The following is a 19,436-nucleotide window of genomic DNA, read 5'->3' as shown; positions in this document are numbered from 1 at the left end:
GCCCCATCAGCACTGAGCCCCGCATCAACGAGCGTATCCGAGTTCCCGAGGTCCGCCTCGTGGGCCCGAACGGCGAGCAGGTGGGCATCGTGTCCATTCACGACGCCCTGAAGCTCGCCCAGGAAGCCGACCTGGACCTCGTCGAGGTCGCGGCGACGGCTCGACCGCCCGTGTGCAAGCTCATGGACTACGGCAAGTTCAAGTACGAGTCCGCGATGAAGGCGCGCGAAGCGCGCAAGAATCAGGCGCACACGATCATCAAGGAGATCAAGCTCCGGCCGAAGATCGACCCGCACGACTACGAGACCAAGAAGGGTCACGTGGTGCGGTTCCTCAAGGCGGGAGACAAGGTCAAAGTCACGATCATGTTCCGCGGCCGTGAGCAGTCCCGGCCGGAGCTCGGCTTCCGGCTGCTGCAGCGGCTCGCCGAGGACGTCCAGGAGCTCGGGTTCGTCGAATCCCAGCCCAAGCAGGACGGCCGAAACATGATCATGGTGATCGGTCCGCACAAGAAGAAGGCCGAGGCCAAGGCCGAGAAGGCCGCCGCCAAGGCACAGCGTGGCAGCGAGGAGCCTTCCGTAGAGGAAGTGTGACCCGCGGTTCGGGTTTAGCCTTACTGGACACCCGAGCAGGCCACCCCGCCACACGAAGACGCCGCGACCGGGCCGGCCAGCACCGGCCCGGCCACCGGCACGACCGAATGAGGAGAGACGGCGACATGCCGAAGATGAAGACGCACAGCGGTGCGAAGAAGCGGTTCCGGCTCACCGGCACCGGCAAGGTCAAGCGCCGCCGCGCCAACCGCGCGCACTACAACGAGTGGAAGTCGTCCACGCTGACGCGCCGTCTCAAGAACGAGGTCGTCCTTTCCGACGCCGATTCCAAGAAGATCAAGAAGCTGCTCGCCAAGTAGCGCGAACTTTCCCCGGGGAGAAGAAACATGGCACGCGTGAAGCGGGCGCTCAACGCCAAGAAGAAGCGCAAGGTCGTCCTCGAGCGGGCGAGCGGTTACCGTGGCCAGCGGTCGCGGCTCTACCGCAAGGCCAAGGAGCAGATGCTCCACTCGATGACGTACGCCTACCGGGACCGCAAGGACCGTAAGGGCACGTTCCGTCGTCTCTGGATCCAGCGGATCAACGCCGCCGCCCGCCAGAACGGCATCACCTACAACCGCCTGATCCAGGGTCTGCGTCTGGCCAACATCGAGGTCGACCGCAAGATCCTCGCCGACCTCGCGGTGAACGACAGCCAGACCTTCGCCACGCTCGTCGAGGCCGCCAAGAAGGCGCTCCCGGCGAACGTGAACGCGCCGGCCGCGAGCTGAGCCGTACCGAGCTGAGCCAAGGGCCCGCCTGACGGTGGGCCCTTTGCCGTGCCCGGGACCGGTTCGCCCGAAGCCGGTCGTCCGGGCCGACCGTTGTGAGAGCCAGGGGGATGAGATGGCCGGGACCGAGCTGACCAACCTGAGGTCGCCGCGCGTGAAGGCGGCCCGCAGGCTCACCAAGCGCGCCTTCCGCGAACAGGACCGCAAGTTCCTGGCCGAGGGCCCGCAGGCGGTGCGCGAGGCGCTCAAGCTCGACGGCGTGACGCTGGAGCTGTTCACCACCGCCGAGGCCGAGCTGCGCCATCCCGAGCTCGTCACCCAGGCCACCCTCCAGGGCCTGCCGGTCCACCGGGCCAGCGGCGAGGTCATGGCCGAGCTGTCGCAGACCGTCACCCCGCAGGGGCTGCTGGCCGTCTGCCGCCACGTCCACGTGCCGCTCGGCGAGGCGCTGCCCGCCGAGCCGAAGCTGGTCGCCCTGCTCGCCCACGTACGCGACCCGGGCAACGCCGGCACCGTGATGCGGGCCGCCGACGCCGTCGGGGCCGACGCCGTGGTCTTCACCGACGCCTCCGTCGACCCGTACAACGGCAAGTGCGTGCGCGCCAGCGCCGGGAGCCTGTTCCACCTGCCGGTCGTCATCGGCGAGCCGGTGGCGGCGGCCGTGGCGCGGCTCAAGGAGCGCGGGCTGCGCGTGCTGGCGGCCGACGGCGCGGGCAAGCACACCCTCGACGACGTCGACCTGTCCGGGCCGGCCGCGTGGATCTTCGGCAACGAGGCGTGGGGGCTGCCCGACGACGTGCTCGCGCTCGCCGACGACGTGGTCCGGGTGCCCATCTACGGGCAGGCGGAAAGCCTCAACCTGGCGACCGCCGCGGCGGTCTGCCTTTACTCGTCCGCGAGGGCTCAGCGAGTGCCCTAGGCGGCGGGAAACCCGCTATTGTCGGCCTTGTAGGCGGAGGAGGCGAGGTCGTGCACGGCGCAGACACCGACGGGCGGGTGGTGGCCGCCGCGTGTTCGATCGCCATCGACGACCTGCCCGACGGGCTCATCGTGACCGACCGGTTCGGCCGTGTCCTCGCCGTCAACCGGGCCGCCGCCCGCCTCACCTCCGTGACGGCCGAGCGCGCCGTCGGCCGCGACATGAGCGAGGTCTTCCCCTTCCGCGACAACGACGGGCGCGAGTGGTGGAAGGCCCTCGACCCCGAGGGCGGCCTGCGCACCCGCAGCCGCGTCCCCGAGCGCCCGCTCCACCTGCCCGGCGGCCAGGAGCTGTACGTGGCGGCCAGGCTCGTGCGCGAGCCCGAGCGGTGCGGCGACGTCGAGCGCGTCACGATCACCCTGCGCGACGGCGGCGCCCGCGCCCGGCTGGAGCGCAGCCGCGCCGACCTGGTCTCCACCGTCGCCCACGAGCTGCGCTCCCCGCTGACCAGCGTCAAGGGCTTCACCGCCACGCTGCTCGCCAAGTGGACGCGCTTCACCGACGAGCAGAAGCGCGTCATGCTGGAGACCGTCAACAACGACGCCGACCGCGTCACCCGGCTCATCACCGAGCTGCTCGACGTCTCCCGCATCGAGTCGGGCCGGCTGGAGCTGCACCGCCAGGTCGTCGACCTGCCCGCGCGGGCGCGCCGGGTCATCGCCGGCCGGGTCGCCGCGGGCGAGCAGGAGGACCGCTTCCGCCTCGTCGTCGGCGACGACCTGCCCGAGATGTGGCTCGACCAGGACAAGGTTGACCAGATCCTGGCTAACCTGGTGGAAAACGGAGTGCGTCACGGGCGCGGAACTGTGACGATCGAGATCGAGTCCGTCGAATGGGGAGTGGCCGTGTCGGTGCGCGACGAGGGCGAGGGCGTCAAGCCCGAGCTGGCTCCGCGCGTCTTCAGGCAGTTCTGGCGCGGCGGCAACAGCCGCCGGCGGGGCGGCACCGGCCTGGGCCTGTTCATCGTCAAGGGCCTGGTCGAGGCGCACGGCGGCACCATCATCGTGCAGCGCGCCCCCGAGGGCGGCGCGGAGTTCCGATTTACCATGCCCACCGGCACTCCTGACTTCGCATAAACAGGACCGGTGGGCCGGGCCACTAGACTTTTCCCGCTCAAGCCCTGGATACGGAGCTCACTCTTGTCTGACTACGACCCCGTCGAGGTCACCCCGCTGCACGCCGACGAGGTGGCGCGCATGGAGGCCGGCGCCCTGGAGGCGATCAAGGCGGCCGACACGCTCGACGCACTCAAGCAGGCCAGGCTGGCGCACGCCGGCGACCGCTCGCCCATCGCCCTGGCCAACCGCGAGATCGGCGCCCTGCCTCCGGCCGCCCGCGCCGAGGCCGGCAAGCGCGTCGGCGCCGCCCGCAGGGCCATCGGCGAGGCGCTGGCCGCCCGCCAGGCCGAGCTGGAGGCCGAACGCGACGCCCGCGTGCTCGTCGAGGAGACCGTCGACGTCACCCTGCCCTGGGACCGGCGCCCGCGCGGCGCCCGCCACCCGCTGACCACGATGCAGGAGCGCATCGCCGACACCTTCGTCGCCATGGGCTACGAGGTCGTCGAAGGCCCCGAGCTCGAAGGCGAATGGTTCAACTTCGAGGCGCTCAACATCGCCAAGGACCACCCGGCCCGCTCCGAGCACGACACGTTCTTCGTCGGCTCCGCCGACTCGGGCATGGTGCTGCGCACCCAGACCTCGCCGCTGCAGATCCGCGCGCTGCTGGAGCGCGGCGTGCCCTGCTACGCGATCGCGCCCGGCAAGACGTTCCGCACCGACGAGCTCGACGCCACGCACACCCCGGTCTTCCACCAGACCGAGGGCCTGGCCGTCGACAAGGGCCTGACGATGGCCCACCTCAAGGGCACGCTCGACCGGTTCGCCGAGGTCATGTTCGGCGAGGGCATCACGACCCGGTTCCGGCCCAACTACTTCCCGTTCACCGAGCCGTCGGCCGAGCTGGACCTGAAGTGCTTCGTGTGCCGCGGCGCCTCCGCGGTGCCCGGCAACCCGCCCTGCCGCACCTGCAAGAGCGAGGGCTGGATCGAGTGGGGCGGCTGCGGCATGGTCAACCCGCGGGTGCTCGTCGCCTGCGGCGTCGACCCGTCGGTCTACTCCGGGTTCGCCTTCGGGATGGGCATCGAGCGGACGCTGATGTTCCGCCACAACGCCGAGGACATGCGCGACATGATCGAGGGAGACGTGCGCTTCACGCTCCCGTTCGGAATGGAGATCTGATGAGGGTCCCGCTTTCCTGGCTGCGGGAGTGTGTCGATCTCCCGGCGGCGGTCACCGCGCAAGAGGTGGCCGACCAGCTCACCGCGGCAGGGCTCAAGCTGGAGTCCATCACCTCGCACGGCCACGACGTCAAGAACGTCGTCGTCGGCGAGGTGCTGGAGATCGAGGAGCTGACCGGCTTCAAGAAGCCGATCCGCCACTGCAAGGTCGAGGTCGGCGAGGCCGCGCCCCGCGAGATCGTCTGCGGCGCCACCAACTTCGCCGCCGGCGACCGCGTCCCGGTCGTCCTGCCGGGCGGCGTGCTGCCCGGCGGGTTCGAGGTCGGCGCCCGCAAGACCTACGGCCGCATGTCCGAGGGCATGATCTGCTCCGAGCGCGAGCTGGGCCTGGGCGACGACCACGGCGGCATCATGGTGCTGCCCGAGGGCACGCCCATCGGCGCCGACGTGGTCGAGCTGCTCGGCCTGCGCGACGACGTGCTGGAGCTGGAGATCACCCCCGACATCGGCTACGCGCTGTCGATCCGGGGCGTGGCCCGCGAGGTCGCCACCGCCTTCGGCGTGCCGTTCCGCGACCCCGCCGCCGTCGAGCCGCCCGCCGAGACCGAGCAGTCCTGGCCGGCGTCCATCGCCGACGAGACCGCCTGCGACCGGTTCGTGCTGCGCCGCGTCACCGGCTTCGACCCGGCCGCGCAGAGCCCGCTGTGGATGCGCGTACGCCTCACCCGCGCCGGCATGCGGCCCGTGTCGCTCGCCGTCGACATCACCAACTACCTCATGCTGGAGCTCGGCCAGCCGCTGCACGCCTTCGACGGCGCCAAGCTCACCGGCCCCGTCGTGGTGCGCCGGGCGCGCGCGGGCGAGCGGCTGGAGACGCTCGACCACGTCGTACGCGACCTCGACCCCGACGACATCCTCATCACCGACGAGTCCGGGCCGATCTCGATGGCCGGCACCATGGGCGGCCTGCAGACCGAGATCTCCGAGGGCTCGACCGACATCGTCATCGAGGCCGCGCACTTCTCCGCGACCGGCATCTCCCGCGAGTCCCGCAGGCACAACCTCGTCTCCGAGGCGTCCAAGCGGTTCGAGCGGGGCGTCGACCGCGAGCTGCCGCTCGTCGCCTCCTGGCGGGCCGTGTCGCTGCTGGCGGAGCTCGGCGGCGCCACCGTCCAGCCGGGCGTCACGCACGCCGAGGTGGACGTGACGCCCGCCCGCATCGCCATCCCGGCGAGCCACCCCGGCGACATCGCGGGCCTGCCCTACTCCAAGGAGACCGTCGTCCACCGCCTGGAGCAGGTCGGCTGCGTCGTCACCGACGGCGCCGACCCGGCGGTGCGCAGCGGCGGCGTCGACCCGACCGGCGTCGTCACCGGCGGCGAGCTGGCCGCCCGGCTGGCCGTCACCGGCGACGACATGATTACGGTGACGCCGCCGTCGTGGCGCCCCGACCTCACCGACCCCAACGACCTGGCCGAAGAGGTCATCCGGCTGGAGGGCTACGAGAAGCTGCCCTCCGTGCTGCCCAAGGCCCCGGCCGGCGCCGGGCTCACCGAAGGGCAGCGGCTGCGCAGGCGCGTCGGCCGGGCGCTCGCCGAGGCGGGCTACGTCGAGGTGCTGGCCTACCCGTTCATCAGCGCCGACGACTTCGACCGGCTCCAGCTGCCCGCCGACGACGCGCGCCGCCGGGCCATGCGGCTGTCCAACCCGCTGGCCGAGGACGAGCCGCTGATGCGCACCACGCTGCTGCCGGGGCTGCTCAAGGTCCTGGTCCGCAACGCCGGGCGCGGCTTCGCCGACGTGGCGCTGTTCGAGACCGGCGCGGTCTACCGGCCGCGCGAGGGCGCCCCCTCGGTCGCGCCGGTGCTCGGCGTCGAACGCCGCCCCACGGCCGACGAGCTCGCCTCCATCGAGGAGGCGCTGCCCGACCAGCCGATCCGGGTCGCGGCCGTGCTCGCCGGCGAGTTCGAGCGCTCCGGCTGGTGGGGCGCCGGCCGCCAGGCCTCCTGGGCCGACGCCGTCCAGGCCGCCCGCCTGATCGCCGGCGAGGCCGGGCTGGAGCTGTCGATCACCGCCGACCAGCACGAGCCGTGGCACCCGGGCCGCTGCGCCGCCCTCTACCTGGGCGACACGCTCATCGGCCACGCCGGCGAGCTGCACCCGCGCGTGGTCGAGGCCTACGGGCTGCCGCCGCGCACCGCCGCGCTGGAGCTGGAGCTGACCCGCCTGGAGGCGGCGCTGACCGGCCCCGTCGACGCCCCGGCCATCTCGTCCTACCCGATCGCCACCCAGGACGTGGCGCTCGTCGTCCCCGACTTCACCCCGGTCGCGGACGTCGAGGCCGCGCTGCGTGACGGGGCGGGCGAGCTGCTGGAGTCGGTGCGGCTGTTCGACGTCTACGCGGGCGAGCAGGTGGGCGAAGGCAACAAGTCGCTCGCCTACAGCCTGCGCTTCCGCGCCCCGGACCGCACGCTGACGGTGGAGGAGACGACGGCCGCCCGCGACGCCGCCGTCGCCCTCGCCGCCGACCGCGTCGGCGCCCACCTGCGCACCTCCTGACCCCGACCCCCAGGGCCGGTACGGACTCCCGTACCGGCCCTCGCCATGCCTAGAAGGCGTCGATCTCGGTGAGGTCGAGGTCGATGTCGAAGGGGACGGTGACCTTGAGGCGGTCGTGGTAGATGCCGGTGGGCACGTAGGAGCGGGTGGGCGGGTTGAGCTCGTGGACGTAGACGACGGGCCTGCCGGAGTCGCTTTCGACGCGCCAGAAGTGCGGGATGCCGGCTTCGGCGTAGAGGACGGGCTTGCGGTCGCGGTCGCGCTCCTCCGACTCGGGCGAGACCACCTCCGCCGCCAGCACCACGTCGGCGGCCTCGTAGAAGGTGGCGTCGGGGCGGATGACGGCCCGGGGGCCGAGGACGATGAGGTCCGGCTCGGGGCGCTGCCGGGGGCCGAGCTTCACGCTCATCTCGCGGCGGACCCGGTGCCCTTCGGGGGCCGCCGCGCGCAGCCCCACGGCCAGCAAGAACAGCGCCGAGGTGTGGAAGTCTCGCTGTGGGCTCACGAAGACCAAGCTTCCGTCAATCAACTCCGTGTGCGCAGGCAGATCCGGAATGTGATCGAGGTCTTCCGCCGTGAAGCCCTGCGGTGGCGGGAACACCCAGTCGGGTAGCGAAGGTGGCGTCATCGTCAGGCTCACCGCTTCGGCCGTCATGGTTCTTACCGTAGCAAGCTACTTCGATCACTGTAGGTGAACGAGTGCCGGGCTGACGAGTGGTGAGAGAATGCGGCTCTATGAGGCAGCTGCTCGTGTTCGGTGAGAGGGACGACGCCGAAGAGGTGGCCGAGACGCTGGGGGAGTGGTTCCCGGGGCTGGGGGTGCCGCGGGTGGTGCGGGAGACCCTGGCGGGGGAGGACGACGCCGAGGACGCCCAGTGGGTCGTGGTGCTCGACGGCGCCGACGGGGTGGATCCGGTGAAGGTCGACGAGCTGGTGGAGCGCTACGACGGGTGGCGCGAGGACGCGTAGGGCGCCGGAGCGGGCGTGCTCCGGCGCCCGGCGGGGCGGTGCGGGTCAGCCGATGGGCTCGAAGGGGTTCGGGGGCTGGGCGGTCCAGCGGTGGAGCTGGGCGTGGGCGGTCTGCTTGGTCACCCCGTCCTCGACGATCTTGCCGTCCTTGACGACGTAGAAGCGGCCGTCGTCCAGCGAGGCCAGGCCGTACTGGCCGCCCGACTCCCAGCCTCGGACGCCGCTCTGCGGGTCGTGCAGGCCCTTGGGGGCGAGGGGGAGGATGGCGCCCTGCTCCGGCTGCGGCTGGCCCTCGACGGGCCCGGTGACGGGCTTGGCCGAGGCGTCGACGGTGAAGAGCGAGTAGTTGGGGAAGCCCGGCTTGGCGCCCTTGTAGGCGGCCATGAGCCAGGTGCCGCTGTGGCCGTCGAACTCCAGGTTCTGCACTCCGTACCTGGTGTTGCCGGTGCGGACGAAGTACTTGCCGGCGGGGGCGTCGGGTCCGGCGGTGTGCGGGGCCGACTGGGTGAGGGGGCGCTCGTACTTGCGCCACTGGTTCACGTCGTACTGCAGCAGGACCTGGTGGTCGTTGTCGGCGCGGGTGGTGTTGGAGTAGACGCCGTAGGCGACGGTGAGCTTCTGCTTGCCGTGCCGCTTGCCGAACTCGGGCCCGAACGCGACGCCGTCGATGCCGCTGCAGCCGTAGCGGTGGTCGGGGGTGTCGGCCACGTTGCCGTCGAAGACGCCGTCGCCGTTCATGTCGGCGCTGTAGTCGGCCACGACCTCCTTGAGGTAGACGGTCTTGACCACGTCGGAGTTCTCGGCGTCCATGCCGAGGCTGGTGATGCGGTCGACGTCGAAGATCGCGATGTAGAACGCCTTGGCGTCCTTGTACTCCAGCGAGCCGTAGACGCGGCCGTCCTGCCGGTTGAGATCGAGGTCGCCCAGGTGGCCGGTGAAGCCGGTCACCGAGCCGACGGGCTTGCCGGTCAGGTCGGTCTTGACGAGGAGGTTGGTGAACGAGAAGTACATGAAGCCCTTCTTCTCGTCCACCGCGATCCCCTGGACGTGCCCCGCCTGCCAGGCCCCGCCGTACACCTCCGCCGGGAAGGACGGCCGGTCGGCCGCGTGGGCGGGGAGGGAGACGAGGGTGGAAGCCGTGAGGGCGGCGGCCAGGACGTGTGCGACCCGCATGTGTTGCCTTTCAGGATGTTCCTTGACGAACCCGGACAATAGGGCGTCGCAGAAGATCCTTACAGACTTCTAGACGGCCAGTCCATGTCCGCTGGTCAAACTCCTGGTGAGGCGGAGGTCGTGGGAGCCGTCGGCGCGGGTCAGCTCGTAGTAGAACCACCACTCGTCCCCTACGGCCAGCGCGTTCACGTAGCGGAGTGATCCGGTGCCATACGGCGAGACCGACCAGGGACCGCCGGGCGTGAGGCTGCGCCAGGAGCGCAGGTCGGCGGAGACGGCCAGGCCGCAGCGCTCCTCGTAGTTCTCCTCGTGGGAGGCCGAGCCGTCGTAGAGGCCGAGGAAGCCGCCCTCGACGGGCACGACGCTGTTGAGCCGGGCCTGGTAGCGGTCCCAGCCGCCGCCGACCGCCAGCGCCTCGCCTTCCCAGCGGAACTCCTCGCCGCCGTCGTCGGAGACGGCCAGGCCGGTGGGGTGGATGGTGGCGCCGACCGCGTAGACGTCGCCGCTCGCGTGGGCGTCCGCGCGCGGCCCGGCGAACGGGGCGGCGTAGCTGGCGAACAGGTACGTCACCCCGCCCCAGGTCAGCGCGTACGGGTCCTTGACCCCCTCGGTGCCGGTGGACGCGGCCGTCAGGATCGGGCGGCGGGCGGCGAGGTCGAAGCGCGCGGGGTGGGCGGCGGTCAGCCCGTCGATCCGCCAGCGGTTGTCGGCCGGATCCACGTACGAGATCAGCAGCCGGTAGCCGCCGGACGCGGTGCGGGTCAGGCAGAAGCGTTCCATGGAGGGGGTGCCGAGCTCGTCCTTGCGCACCGACCACACGTCGGTGAAGCGCACGCCGTCGTCGGAGACGGCCACGGCGCAGCGCCAGCCGCGCTCGGCGTCGGCGCCCCGGGGGCGGCGCTGCCGGTAGGTGAGCCAGAACCGCTCGCCGTCGTGCAGCACGCCGGCGCTGCCGGCCCAGTAGCCGGGCTCGTCGCGTTCGGGCCGCAGGACGACGGTCGCGCCGGCGGGGTCGATCGGGGGGAGGGGCATGGGGCCTCGCAGGCGGGAACGGGCGGCCCGCGGAGGCCGCCGTGAAATTTGCTCAGATTGCGAAATTAACCCGCCGTTCGTCACGCGCCGCAACCCTCGTTACGCGAACGTTACGGGCCGTACACGATCATCTACGGCGTCATTTCTGCTGGTGAAAGCCGAAATTTCGGCCCGTGGACCGTTTTTTCCGGGTTATTGACCAAAAAGAGTGGCGGTCGGCAGACTCTGCCCTATGCCCGGTCCACTCTCACAGTTGCGCCGCGGGCACGAGGAGCTCGTCCTCGGCCTGTTGCGCCGGCACGGCCCGCTGAGCCGCGGCGAGCTCGGCAAGCACTGCGGCCTGTCCCGCACCACCCTGTACGACATCCTGGCCGAGCTCGTGGCCAGCGGCGCCGTCGTCGCCGCCACTCAGCAGGAGGCGCCGCGCGGACGCGGCAGGCCCGCCGAGACCCTCACCCTCAATCCCGACGCCGGCCAGGCCATCGGCATCGACTTCGCCCGGCGCGCCGTGCACGTCGCCGCCGTCAACGTGGCGCACGAGGTCGTCGGCTCGGCGAGCGAGCCGCATCCGGCCGGCCTGCCGTGGGAGGAGCGGGTGGAGCTCGCCGCCCGGCTGGTGCGCGGCCTGACCGGCGCCCACGGCGGCGGCGCGCTGCGGCTCGGCGCGCTCAGCGCGATCGGCGTCGGCGTCGTCGGCCCCGTGGGCGGCGGCCCGAGAACCGAGGACGGTCGCGGTGACGGTCGCGGTGACGGTCGCGGGGGGAGCGATCCCCGGGGGCACGAACGGCTCGCCGGGCTGCTGCGCGAGCGCTTCGGCGTGCCGGTGCTGGCCGACAACAACACCCGGCTGGCGGCGCTGGCCGAGTCCATCTGGGGCGCGGCCACCGGTGTCGAGGACGTGCTCTACCTGCGGCTGTCGCACGGTGTCGGCGGCGGGCTGGTGGTCGGCGGATCGCTGCACCGCGGCGCGTACGGGCTGTCGGGGGAGTTCGGCCACATCACGGTCGACCCGGCGGGCGCGCGCTGTGACTGCGGCGGGACCGGCTGCCTGGAGACCGTCGCGTCGATAAGGGCCGTGCTCGACGCCTACCGGGCGGCGGGCGGGCGCGCCGAGGACGTGCCGGAGCTGGTGAAGGCGGTGCGCGAGGGCGACGCCGTCGCGCTCGGCCTGCTGCGCGACGTCGGCTCGCGCGTCGGTGCGGTGCTCGCCGCGCTGTGCAACGCGATCGGCCCCAGCGTGGTCGTCGTCGGCGGCGAGCTGGCGGAGGCCGGGGCCGCGCTGCTGGACCCGGTCGGGGAGACGCTGGGCGCGCAGATCATGCCCGTCACCCGCGACCGGGTGAGCCTGCGCAGGGCCACGCTGGGCGAGGCCGCGGGCGCGCTCGGGGCGATCGCCCTGGTCCTGCATGAATCGCCCCTGCTGTCCCGCTATCCGGCGGACGGCGACGAGGCGGAGCGGCCTCCGGCGGCGCCGGAGCGAGCGGAGGAGACCATGAACCCTGGGAGGCGGCGATGACCGCGATCTCCGCGCCGCAGCGCAAGACGGGCGGCGGGGCCGAGGGGCGCAGGCCGCGCCGCTCGATCGTGCTCAACCTGGTGGCCGTCGTCATCGGCCTGGCGGTCTGGACGCTGCTGGCGTCGGTCGGCGTGCAGGGCATGCCCGGCCCGGCCGAGGTCGCCGCCCGGGCGGTCGAGCTGGTCGCCGACGGCACGCTGGCGATGGACGCGCTGGCCAGCCTGCGCCGCGTGCTGCTCGGCTTCCTGCTGGGCACGCTGCTGGCCGTGCCGGTCGGGTTCCTGATGGGCTGGTACGCCACCGCGCGCGGCCTGCTGGAGCCGTACGTGCAGTTCTTCCGCACGATCCCGCCGCTGGCGATCATTCCGCTGGCCATCGTGCTCATGGGCATCGGCGAGGTGCCCAAGGTCTTCGTGATCTTCCTGGCGTCGTTCCTGTCGAGCGTCGTGGCGACGTTCCAGGGCGTGGTGGACGTGGACAAGACGCTGATCAACGCCGCCCGGGTGCTCGGCGCCTCGGACCGGACCATCTTCCTCAAGGTCGTGGTGCCGGCCTCCACGCCGTTCATCCTGGTCGGCATGCGGGTCGGGCTCGGCTCGGCGTGGGGCACGCTGGTGGCCGCCGAGCTGATCGCCGCGCAGGAGGGGCTCGGCTTCCGGATGCAGCAGGCCCAGCTCTACTACGACCTGTCCACGATCTTCGTCGGACTGATCGCCATCGGCGTGCTCGGCCTGCTGATGGACCGGCTGCTGCTCCTGGCCGAGCGACGACTCACCGACTGGCAGGAGCGCCGATGACCACCAAGATCTCCTTCAGGGACGTCGTCAAGACCTACCCGATGCGCGAGGGCACGTTCACCGCGCTCGACCACGTCAGCCTGGACATCGCCGACCAGGAGTTCGTCACCGTCGTCGGCCCGTCGGGGTGCGGCAAGAGCACGCTGATGAGCATGGCCGCCGGGCTCGTCGAGCCGTCGGCGGGCCAGGTGCTCGTGGACGGCGAGCCGGTCGCCGGCCCCGGCCCCGACCGCGGCGTGATCTTCCAGCAGTACGCGCTGTTCCCCTGGCTGACCGTGCGCAAGAACGTCGAGTTCGGGCTGAAGCTGGCCGACCTCCCGGCGGAGGAGCGCAAGCGCCGCGCCGAGCGGGCCATCGAGCTCGTCGGCCTGTCGGACTTCGCCGACGCGCTGCCCAAGACGCTGTCCGGCGGCATGAAGCAGCGCTGCGCCATCGCCCGCGCCTACGCGGTCAACCCGAAGGTGCTGCTCATGGACGAGCCGTTCGGCGCCCTCGACGCGCTCACCCGGGTGCAGCTCCAGGACCAGCTCCTGCACACCTGGAGCCAGGACCAGCGCACGGTCATGTTCATCACCCACGACGTGGACGAGGCCGTCTACCTGGCCAGCCGGGTGATCGTCATGGCCGCCAGGCCCGGCCGGGTCCAGCGGATCATCGACGTCGGCCTGCCCTACCCGCGCACCGAGGAGATCCGCCTGTCGCCCGAGTTCGGCCGCATTCGCAACGAGGTCTGGCACTCCGTCTACCACCAAGCTCCCGCGGCCTGATCGGCCGACGAAACCCCCCGGAAAGGACGTACCCGCCATGCGTGTGCTTCGCCGCGCCCTGACGGCCGCCACAGCGGTGATCATGATGTCGCTGTCCGTGTCCGCGTGCTCCGAGGACGGCTCCACCGTCCGCTTCGGCTACATCAGCGACTACAACGGCGCCAGCCTGCTGGCCATCGCCGACAAGCAGGGCCTGTGGGAGAAGCAGGGCCTGACGCCCGAGATCAAGGTGTTCACCAACGGCCCGCTGCAGATCCAGGCGCTCGGCGCGGGCGACCTCGACTTCGGCTACATCGGCCCGGGCGCCATGTGGCTGCCCGCGTCCGGCAAGGCCAAGGTCGTGGCCGTCAACACCCTCGCCTACGCCGACCGCGTCATCGCCCGGCCCGGCATCGCGAGCATCCGGGACCTGAAGGGCAAGAAGGTCGGCGTGCCCGAGGGCACCTCCGGCGACATGGTGCTCAACCTGGCCCTGCGGAAGGCCGGCATGACCGTCGAGGACATCGAGAAGGTGCCGATGGACCCGGCCACGGTCGTCTCCGCGTTCGCCGCCGGGCAGATCGACGGCGCCGGCATCTGGTACCCGCTGATCGACACGATCAAGGCCAAGGTGCCCGGCACGGTCGAGCTGGCCAGCACCAAGGAGTTCCCGGACAACTCGTTCCCGACCGCGTTCGTCGGCGGCAACGAGGTGGCGCCTGAGCTGACCGAGAAGGTGCTCAAGGTGCTGCAGGAGGCCAACGACTGGCGCGCCGCCCACCCGGACGAGGCGATCGCCGAGGCGGCGGCCCTGCTCAAGCTCGACAAGGCCAAGGTCGCGGCCGACGCGGCGAACGTGCAGACGATGTCGACCGCCGACCTGGTCGCCAAGACCCAGGACGGCAGCGTCGGCAAGTGGCTGAACAGCCTGAGCGAGTTCTTCGTCAGCACCGGCCAGCTCCCGTCGGCCCCCGACCCGGCCACCTACTACACCGGCGATCTCTACACGAAGGCCTACAGTAAGTGAACCTGCTGTTCCTGATGACCGACCAGCACCGCGTCGACACGCTGGGCTGCTACGGCAACCCGCACGTCGCCACGCCGAATCTCGACCGGCTGGCCGAGACCGGCACGCGGTTCGACCGGTTCTACACGCCCACGGCCATCTGCACCCCGGCGCGGGCCAGCCTGCTCACCGGGCAGGCGCCGTTCCGGCACCGGCTGCTGGCCAACTACGAGCGCAACGTCGGCTACCTGGAGGACCTGCGCGACGACGCCTTCACCTTCCCGGAGGCGCTGAAGGAGCGCGGCTACCGGCTCGGGCTGATCGGCAAGTGGCACGGCGGCACCCACCGCAACGCCGCCTCGTACGGCTTCGACGGCCCCGACCTGCCCGGCTGGCACAACCCCGTCGACCACCCCGACTACCTGGCGTACCTGAAGGAGCGTGACCTGCCGCCGTACCGGATCTCGGACCTGATCCGCGGCACCACGCCCAACGGCAACCCGGGCAACCTGCTGGCGGCGCGGCTGCACCAGCCGGTGGAGGCCACGTTCGAGCACTACCTGGCGACGCGGGCGATCGAGCACCTGGACCGTTACGCGGCCACCGGGGAGCCGTTCTTCCTGGCGACCCACTTCTTCGGGCCGCACCTGCCCTACTTGCTGCCGGACGAGTACTTCGACCTGTACGACCCGGCGCTGGTCGAGCTGCCGCCCTCGATCGCTGAGACGTTCGAGGGCAAGCCGCCGGTGCAGCGCAACTACAGCGAGCACTGGACGTTCGACACGATCCCCATCGAGGTGACGCGCAAGCTGATCGCCGTCTACTGGGGGTACGTGACGCTCATCGACCAGCAGATCGGCCGCATCCTGGACAGGCTCGACGAGCTTGGCCTCTCCGACCGGACCGGGGTGTTCTTCACCGCGGACCACGGCGAGTTCACCGGGGCGCACCGGCTGCACGACAAGGGCCCGGCGATGTACGAGGACATCTACCGCATCCCCGGCATCATCCGCGTCCCGGGGGCGCAGCCGCAGGTCAGGGACGAGTTCGTCACGCTCACCGACTGCACGGCGACGATCCTCGACCTGGCCGGCTGCGACACCTCCCCGGCGGTCGACAGCCGCAGCCTGGTCCCGCTGGTGCGCGGCGAGCGGCCGGAGTGGGCCCCCGAGCTGGTCGCCGAGTTCCACGGCCACCACTTCCCCTACCCGCAGCGGATGATCCGCGACGAGCGCTACAAGCTGGTGGTCAACCCCGAGTCCGTCAACGAGCTGTACGACCTCGCCGGCGACCCGCACGAGCTCAGCAACCGCTACGAGCACCCCGAGCTGCGCCCGGTCCGTCAGCGCCTCATGCGCAGGCTGTACGACCTGCTCCGGGAGCGCGGCGACAACTTCTATCACTGGATGACGCCCATGTACGACATCGGCGCCTCGGACTACGACCCGAGCCTGAGCGCCTTCGAGCCGGAGAGCAGCCCGGCGTGAGCCCGGCCTAGGCGGTCGTCGGCTCCTGGGCGCGGCGCGCCCGCTCCGCCAGCGCGTGCTCGTCGGTACGGGCGTCGTAGCGGCGGAAGGCGGGCAGCGCCGCGCTCAGCAGCGCGACCGCGCCCACGCACATCAGCCCGCCCAGGCCCAGCGACAGCCTCGGCCCGCCGAGCTGGCCCATCAGCGACGCCCTGGCGTTGCCCAGCATCGGCCCGGTCGAGTAGGACAGCAGCTCGATGCCCGCCAGCCGGCCGCGCATCTCGTTCGGGATCGTCTGGTTCCACATCGTCATCCGGAAGATGCCGCTGATCATGTCGGCGGCCCCGGCCAGGGCCAGGCAGGCGACCAGCGCCCAGAACTGCGGGATCGCGGCGGCCAGCGCCACCGCGACGCCCCACACCGACGCGGCCACGATCACGCCGAGCCCCTGCCGCTGCACCCGGGCCGCCCAGCCGCCGGTCACCGAGGCGATGAGGGAGCCGATCGCGCCCGCCGAGTAGAGCAGGCCGACGGCCGGCAGCGCCCCGTACTCCTCGGCCAGGCCGGGGAACAGCGCGGTGGACATGGCGAACACCATCGCCGCGATGTCCACCAGGTAGGTGCCGACCAGGTCCTTGCGGCTCACCGCGTAGCGCAGCCCGTCGATCAGCGACCTGATCGAGGCGGGCTGGGCGTCCTCGGCCGGCGGGCGGGATCCGATCCGCCACAGCAGCGCCAGCGACAGCAGGAAGCTGACCGTGTCGAGCCCGTAGGCGAAGGCCGCACCCCATTCGGCCACCAGCCAGCCGCCCAGCGCGGGGGCGGCGATCGCGCCGAAGTTCCACCGCAGGCTCGTCAGCACCGCCGCGGCGCCGAGCTGCTCGTGCTTGACCACCTGCGGGATCAGCGACTCCATGCTGGGCCGCTGCAGGCACGAGATGGCCATCGCCAGCGCCCCGACCACGTACAGCACCCAGATCTGCGGCTCCGGCAGCATGGCGTTGACCATGAGCGCCGCCGCCGTCACGGCCAGCCCGACCTCGCTCAGCAGGATGATCCTGCGCCGGTCGAGGGAGTCGGCGATCGCGCCGCCCCACAGCCCGAACACGACCATGGGCACGAACTCGACCAGGCTCATCATCCCGACGGCCACGTACGAGCCGGTGAGCTGCCACATCTGGAACGGCAGCGCCACCATCGTGATGAACGTGCCGAACATCGTCACGACGCCGGAGGCCATCAGCAGCCGGAAGTCACGCGAGTCACGCAGCGGGCTCAGGTCCGGGGCGAGTCTGCTGAGCTGGGATATCACACGACGGCGCACGGGCGTCGATTGTCCACGCCCGTGCGCGTTCCCGGCAAACCGTTTTCCGCCCGGGTCAGCGGAGCTTGCGCAGGCCCATGATCTGCAGCTCGGCGAACACGCCCACCACGAGCGCCTGGGCGATGGCCCACACGGCGCCGATCGTGGTGAACTCCATCATCCCGGTGATCACGGCGGCGACGCTGCCGAGCGTCCAGGCGATGTTCAGCCCGATCACGGCCTTGACGCCCGCCTGGCTGACCGTGCCCCTGGCCGCCAGGAGGCCGACGGCGACGCCGTACACGAGCAGGAACGCCCCGATGCCGCGCAGCAGGCCCGCGTCCGGCCCGAGCAGGTCGCTCACCAGGCCGGCCCCGGCGAGGTAGACCAGCCCGTTGGCGCCGGTGACGACGGCGTCGAGGGCCAGCACGAGGCGCAGGAACTTGGCGCGGCCGGTGGTGGCGACGGTGAGAGTGGTCATCTCGCTTCTCCTTCAAGGATTCTGTCCGACACCGCAACCGTGCCATCACGGGCGTAGGCGGCGCGATTACGCGTGAGGTAATGCGGCCTCCGGGCGGCGGTTCAGGCGGGCGAGCTCGCCGGGGGTGAGCTTCAGCCCGGCGGCGGCGGCCGAGTCGGTGATCGAGGCAGGCCGGGTCGCGCCCGGGATGGGAATCACCCGCGGGCTCAGCGCGAGCAGCCAGGCGAGGCAGACGCGCTGCGGGCTCACCCCGCGCTCGCGGGCGACCTCGTGGAAGACGGTCCCCCCGGCGGGCTCGCCGCTCTCCAGGGCGCTGCGGGAGATGCCGCCGAGCGGGCTCCACGGCAGGAACGCCAGCCCGAGCTCGTCGCACAGCCGCAGCTCCGGCTCGCCGTCGCGGACGGCGGGGGAGAAGCGGTTCTGCACCGACACCAGCCTTTCGCCCAGGTCGAGCCGGGCCAGGGCGATCTGGTCGCGGTCCACGTTCGACAGGCCGATCATGCGGATCTTGCCCTCGTCGTGCAGCTCGCGCAGCGCCCCGACCGACTCGGCGAACGGCACCGCCGGGTCCGGCTTGTGCAGCTGGTACAGGCCGATGGCCTCGGCGCCCAGCCGCCGCAGCGACGCCTCGCAGGCGCGCCTGAGGTGGCGCGGGTCGCCGTTCACCGTCCAGGAGCCGTCGCCGGGCCGCCCCCGCCCGCCCTTGGTGGCCACCAGGACGCCGTCGACGCCCCGCAGGGCCCGGGCGACGAGCCGCTCGTTGTGGCCCTCCTCGCCGGCGTGCCAGTGGTAGGAGTCGGCCGTGTCGATCAGCGTGACGCCGGCGTCCAGCGCCGCGCGGATCGTGGCCACGGCCCGGTCGCGGTCCGGCCGCCCCTCGACGGACAGCGGCATCGCGCCCAGCCCGACGGCGCCCACGCGGACGTCCCCGATCACGCGCACCCTGCCACCCCCGCCACAACCTCCGCCGCCACCCCGGGCAGCCAGGCGCCCAGCTCCGAGAAGCGGAACCCGAGCCCGCTCGCCCGGCCGTTGTCCAGGGCGTACGCGCGCCCGAACGAGTACGGGGACACCTCCTCGCCGACGGTGTAGACGGCCCGGCCGGCCCCCGCGGCGGCCAGTGCGTCGCACAGGCCGAACACGTCGGCCGCCCCGTGCGAGCAGGCGTTGACCGGCCCGGTGAACGAGCCGCGCACCGCCCACACGAGCACGTCGGCGATCTCCTCGTGGCTGACGAACGTCGCCGGGCGGGGCCGCCGGTGCACCACGATGGGGACGCCGTCGCGCATCCGCCGCGCGTAGTGGGCCAGCCGCCCGGTGAAGTCGGCCCCGCCCAGCACGTGCGCGGTGCGCACCGCCACCACCTCGAACGGCGGGCGCCCGGCCAGCACCGCCTCCGCCTGCCGCTTGCCCTCGCCGTAATGGGCCGCCAGGAAGCCCGGGTCGCGCCACGGCAGCTCCGGCCGCACCGGCCAGGCGCCCGCGTCCACCGCGTCCTCCGCCCACGGGCCGCCGTCGAGCCGGTCGTACACCTCGGCCGTCGAGGTCATCACGTAGCGGCCGGCGCGCCCGGCGAAGACGCGCCGCGCCGACGCCGCCTGCAGCGGCGTGTAGCAGACCTGGTCGAGCACCACGTCGAAGGAGCGTCCCGCGAGCGCGGCCCGCAGCCCCGCCTCGTCGTCGCGGTCGGCCGCCACGTGCCGCACCCCTTCGGGCACGGGGGCCGAGCCGCGGCTGACCACGGTCACGTCGGCCCCCTCGTCGCGCAGGCGCTCGACCACCCGCCTGCCGAAGTACCGGCTGCCGCCGATCACGCACACACTGTCCATGCGCACAGCCTCGCGGCACT

At 72.0% G+C, this 19,436-nt stretch carries 20 protein-coding genes; 13 read left to right on the top strand and 7 right to left on the bottom strand.

The features are described 5' to 3' along the window. Positions 1 to 5: 5 nt before the first annotated feature. The 7 genes from infC (at position 6) to AB0G11_RS20650 (ending at position 7,098) form a co-directional block, all read left to right on the top strand. Positions 6 to 593, top strand: coding sequence for a translation initiation factor IF-3 (infC, locus tag AB0G11_RS20680; protein ID WP_219502280.1), 588 nt, complete (start codon positions 6 to 8; stop codon positions 591 to 593). Positions 594 to 718: 125 nt separating this feature from the next. Further along, positions 719 to 913, top strand: a complete 195-nt coding sequence (gene rpmI, locus AB0G11_RS20675; RefSeq protein ID WP_219502200.1) for a 50S ribosomal protein L35 — start codon at positions 719 to 721, stop codon at positions 911 to 913. Positions 914 to 940: 27 nt separating this feature from the next. After that, the gene (gene rplT, locus AB0G11_RS20670) at positions 941 to 1,324 is read left to right on the top strand and encodes a 50S ribosomal protein L20 (protein WP_049568547.1); all 384 of its coding nucleotides are present in this window, start codon (positions 941 to 943) and stop codon (positions 1,322 to 1,324) included. Between the two features lie 115 nt (positions 1,325 to 1,439). Beyond that, complete coding sequence (locus AB0G11_RS20665; protein ID WP_357587467.1) at positions 1,440 to 2,243, top strand: RNA methyltransferase; 804 nt, start codon at positions 1,440 to 1,442, stop codon at positions 2,241 to 2,243. A 50-nt stretch (positions 2,244 to 2,293) separates the two neighbouring features. Next, complete coding sequence (locus AB0G11_RS20660; RefSeq protein ID WP_308125661.1) at positions 2,294 to 3,379, top strand: ATP-binding protein; 1,086 nt, start codon at positions 2,294 to 2,296, stop codon at positions 3,377 to 3,379. Between the two features lie 120 nt (positions 3,380 to 3,499). Continuing rightward, positions 3,500 to 4,540: a phenylalanine--tRNA ligase subunit alpha gene (gene pheS / locus AB0G11_RS20655; protein ID WP_246644347.1), complete on the top strand. Its 1,041-nt coding sequence runs from the start codon at positions 3,500 to 3,502 to the stop codon at positions 4,538 to 4,540. Continuing rightward, positions 4,540 to 7,098, top strand: coding sequence for a phenylalanine--tRNA ligase subunit beta (locus AB0G11_RS20650; protein WP_357587465.1), 2,559 nt, complete (start codon positions 4,540 to 4,542; stop codon positions 7,096 to 7,098). The genes pheS and AB0G11_RS20650 overlap by 1 nt, the downstream gene beginning before the upstream one ends. A gap of 49 nt (positions 7,099 to 7,147) precedes the next feature. Here the strand turns inward: AB0G11_RS20650 and AB0G11_RS20645 are convergent, their stop codons facing one another. Beyond that, on the bottom strand, positions 7,148 to 7,726 hold the full coding sequence (locus AB0G11_RS20645; protein WP_357587681.1) for a Uma2 family endonuclease: 579 nt from the start codon (positions 7,724 to 7,726) through the stop codon (positions 7,148 to 7,150). Positions 7,727 to 7,833: 107 nt separating this feature from the next. Between AB0G11_RS20645 and AB0G11_RS20640 the strand changes: the two genes are divergently transcribed. Next, entirely contained in the window at positions 7,834 to 8,067 is a 234-nt protein-coding gene (locus AB0G11_RS20640) for a hypothetical protein (RefSeq protein ID WP_219502205.1), read from the top strand. A 45-nt stretch (positions 8,068 to 8,112) separates the two neighbouring features. Here the strand turns inward: AB0G11_RS20640 and AB0G11_RS20635 are convergent, their stop codons facing one another. Both AB0G11_RS20635 and AB0G11_RS20630 read right to left on the bottom strand, forming a co-directional pair. Next, on the bottom strand, positions 8,113 to 9,240 hold the full coding sequence (locus AB0G11_RS20635; RefSeq protein ID WP_219502206.1) for a hypothetical protein: 1,128 nt from the start codon (positions 9,238 to 9,240) through the stop codon (positions 8,113 to 8,115). 69 nt (positions 9,241 to 9,309) lie between these two features. Beyond that, positions 9,310 to 10,272, bottom strand: coding sequence for a hypothetical protein (locus AB0G11_RS20630; RefSeq protein ID WP_357587463.1), 963 nt, complete (start codon positions 10,270 to 10,272; stop codon positions 9,310 to 9,312). Between the two features lie 232 nt (positions 10,273 to 10,504). Between AB0G11_RS20630 and AB0G11_RS20625 the strand changes: the two genes are divergently transcribed. The 5 genes from AB0G11_RS20625 to AB0G11_RS20605 are packed head-to-tail and all read left to right on the top strand — an operon-like array spanning position 10,505 to position 15,824. Then, positions 10,505 to 11,788: an ROK family protein gene (locus AB0G11_RS20625; RefSeq protein ID WP_357587462.1), complete on the top strand. Its 1,284-nt coding sequence runs from the start codon at positions 10,505 to 10,507 to the stop codon at positions 11,786 to 11,788. Continuing rightward, entirely contained in the window at positions 11,785 to 12,585 is an 801-nt protein-coding gene (locus AB0G11_RS20620) for an ABC transporter permease (RefSeq protein WP_219502212.1), read from the top strand. The genes AB0G11_RS20625 and AB0G11_RS20620 overlap by 4 nt, the downstream gene beginning before the upstream one ends. After that, positions 12,582 to 13,352: an ABC transporter ATP-binding protein gene (locus AB0G11_RS20615; RefSeq protein ID WP_357587460.1), complete on the top strand. Its 771-nt coding sequence runs from the start codon at positions 12,582 to 12,584 to the stop codon at positions 13,350 to 13,352. Before AB0G11_RS20620 ends, AB0G11_RS20615 begins: the two co-directional genes overlap by 4 nt. Before the next feature lie 37 nt (positions 13,353 to 13,389). Further along, positions 13,390 to 14,358 (top strand): aliphatic sulfonate ABC transporter substrate-binding protein, encoded by a 969-nt coding sequence (locus AB0G11_RS20610; protein ID WP_357587458.1) that lies wholly within the window; start codon positions 13,390 to 13,392, stop codon positions 14,356 to 14,358. Next, positions 14,355 to 15,824 carry a sulfatase-like hydrolase/transferase gene (locus tag AB0G11_RS20605; RefSeq protein ID WP_357587456.1) on the top strand — a complete coding sequence of 490 codons (1,470 nt, stop codon included), beginning with the start codon at positions 14,355 to 14,357 and terminating at the stop codon, positions 15,822 to 15,824. Before AB0G11_RS20610 ends, AB0G11_RS20605 begins: the two co-directional genes overlap by 4 nt. 7 nt (positions 15,825 to 15,831) lie before the next feature. On the opposite strand, the gene AB0G11_RS20600 is transcribed toward AB0G11_RS20605, so the two are convergent. The 4 genes from AB0G11_RS20600 to AB0G11_RS20585 all read right to left on the bottom strand — a co-directional run bounded on the left by AB0G11_RS20600 (position 15,832) and on the right by AB0G11_RS20585 (position 19,416). Continuing rightward, on the bottom strand, positions 15,832 to 17,127 hold the full coding sequence (locus AB0G11_RS20600) for an MFS transporter (protein WP_357587454.1): 1,296 nt from the start codon (positions 17,125 to 17,127) through the stop codon (positions 15,832 to 15,834). Positions 17,128 to 17,182: 55 nt separating this feature from the next. Beyond that, the gene (locus AB0G11_RS20595; RefSeq protein ID WP_357587452.1) at positions 17,183 to 17,587 is read right to left on the bottom strand and encodes a hypothetical protein; all 405 of its coding nucleotides are present in this window, start codon (positions 17,585 to 17,587) and stop codon (positions 17,183 to 17,185) included. 66 nt (positions 17,588 to 17,653) lie between these two features. Then, the gene (locus tag AB0G11_RS20590; protein ID WP_357587450.1) at positions 17,654 to 18,529 is read right to left on the bottom strand and encodes an aldo/keto reductase; all 876 of its coding nucleotides are present in this window, start codon (positions 18,527 to 18,529) and stop codon (positions 17,654 to 17,656) included. Beyond that, positions 18,520 to 19,416, bottom strand: a complete 897-nt coding sequence (locus AB0G11_RS20585) for an NAD-dependent epimerase/dehydratase family protein (protein WP_357587448.1) — start codon at positions 19,414 to 19,416, stop codon at positions 18,520 to 18,522. The genes AB0G11_RS20590 and AB0G11_RS20585 overlap by 10 nt, the downstream gene beginning before the upstream one ends. Positions 19,417 to 19,436 lie beyond the last annotated feature (20 nt).

Origin of the sequence: Nonomuraea sp. NPDC023979 (assembly GCF_040639085.1) — a bacterium.
GTDB classification, from domain to species: Bacteria; Actinomycetota; Actinomycetes; order Streptosporangiales; family Streptosporangiaceae; genus Nonomuraea; species Nonomuraea ceibae.
This window is presented reverse-complemented; position numbering and strand designations above follow the sequence as displayed.